Below are 1,150 nucleotides of genomic sequence, written 5' to 3'. Positions count from 1 at the left end.
ACATGTGTTCGCTGGTCAAATTCTACAAAGCCTCCATGGGCGCCGGCATCAAGCCAATCTGCGGCGCCGACCTGTGGTTGTCGAACAAGGACCCGTGCAGCACCCACCACGGATGTGGCTGCTACCAAGAAGCGACGCCGGCCTGCATTCACGCCGTCATTGCTCATTCAGTCCTCTCCCATCAGCTTTGTGGCCTGTTAAATCAGGCATCTACTAAGTAAAACTATGTACTTATAAAAATTTTGCCGAATGGTAATGAAAAGCCCCAATTCTGACAAGGTAATTACCGAAGGGCTCCACTGCCAAGCCTTGCAGTATAGGGGCTCTACGGCTGTGGCAAGTTGTCACAGCGCAATTCTTCGATAAATAGCACACATAAAAAAACGCCCAACTCCGAAAGGAGCTGGGCGTTCTTTTTTGAACGTGAAAGCGAATTAACGCTTCGAGTACTGCGGACGCTTACGCGCTTTACGCAGACCGACTTTCTTACGTTCAACTTCACGAGCATCGCGAGTAACGAAGCCAGCTTTGCGCAGAGCGCCACGCAGGGTTTCGTCGTACTGCATCAGTGCGCGAGTGATACCGTGGCGGATTGCGCCAGCTTGACCACTTACACCACCGCCGATCACGGTGACGTAGATGTCGAACTTCTCGACAGTCTCAGTCAATTCCAGCGGCTGACGAACTACCATGCGGGCAGTTTCGCGACCGAAGAAATTATCCAGCGAACGGTTGTTGATGGAGATGTTACCAGTACCCGGACGCAGGAAAACGCGTGCGGTTGCGGTCTTGCGACGGCCAGTGCCGTAATTTTGAGTCGCCGACATAATGAACTATTCCGTTAAAACTTCAGTTCTTGGGGCTGCTGAGCAGTATGAGGGTGTACAGCGCCCGCATAGACTTTCAGCTTACGATACATGTCGCGACCCAGCGGGTTCTTAGGCAGCATGCCTTTGACCGCGGTCTCGATCACGCGCTCAGGGGCTTTAGCGATCAGCTTTTCAAAGTTGATCGACTTGATGCCGCCCGGGAAACCGGAGTGGGAGTAGTAGATTTTGCAGCCTTGGGAACTGACACTCAAATACACCTCGACCCCGGAAGAGTTCGAGGCGGCGCGCCTGGTTCTGCACAAAGAGGCGGCCGAAGTGCT

Annotated in this window: 2 protein-coding genes and 2 pseudogenes; 1 reads left to right on the top strand and 3 read right to left on the bottom strand. The window is 53.3% G+C overall.

Annotated elements, in window-relative coordinates:
- Positions 1–92 (top strand): annotated as a pseudogene (locus ACQKP4_RS29215) (hypothetical protein); the annotation flags it as partial.
- 3 nt (positions 93–95) lie between these two features.
- Here the strand turns inward: ACQKP4_RS29215 and ACQKP4_RS29210 are convergent.
- The 3 genes and pseudogenes from ACQKP4_RS29210 to rplM all read right to left on the bottom strand — a co-directional run.
- Positions 96–167: pseudogene (locus ACQKP4_RS29210) on the bottom strand (ubiquinol-cytochrome c reductase iron-sulfur subunit N-terminal domain-containing protein); the annotation flags it as partial.
- Between the two features lie 267 nt (positions 168–434).
- Entirely contained in the window at positions 435–827 is a 393-nt protein-coding gene (rpsI, locus tag ACQKP4_RS29205) for a 30S ribosomal protein S9 (RefSeq protein WP_002555064.1), read from the bottom strand.
- Positions 828–841: 14 nt separating this feature from the next.
- Positions 842–1,150 (bottom strand): 50S ribosomal protein L13 (gene rplM / locus ACQKP4_RS29200; protein ID WP_427637456.1); only part of this gene is annotated, 309 nt, incomplete at its 5' end.

The sequence above is a fragment of the Pseudomonas sp. NPDC086278 genome, from assembly GCF_050280905.1.
GTDB lineage: Bacteria > Pseudomonadota > Gammaproteobacteria > Pseudomonadales > Pseudomonadaceae > Aquipseudomonas.
Note: the sequence above shows the minus strand (reverse complement) of the source record. Positions and strands in the feature narration are given on the sequence as shown.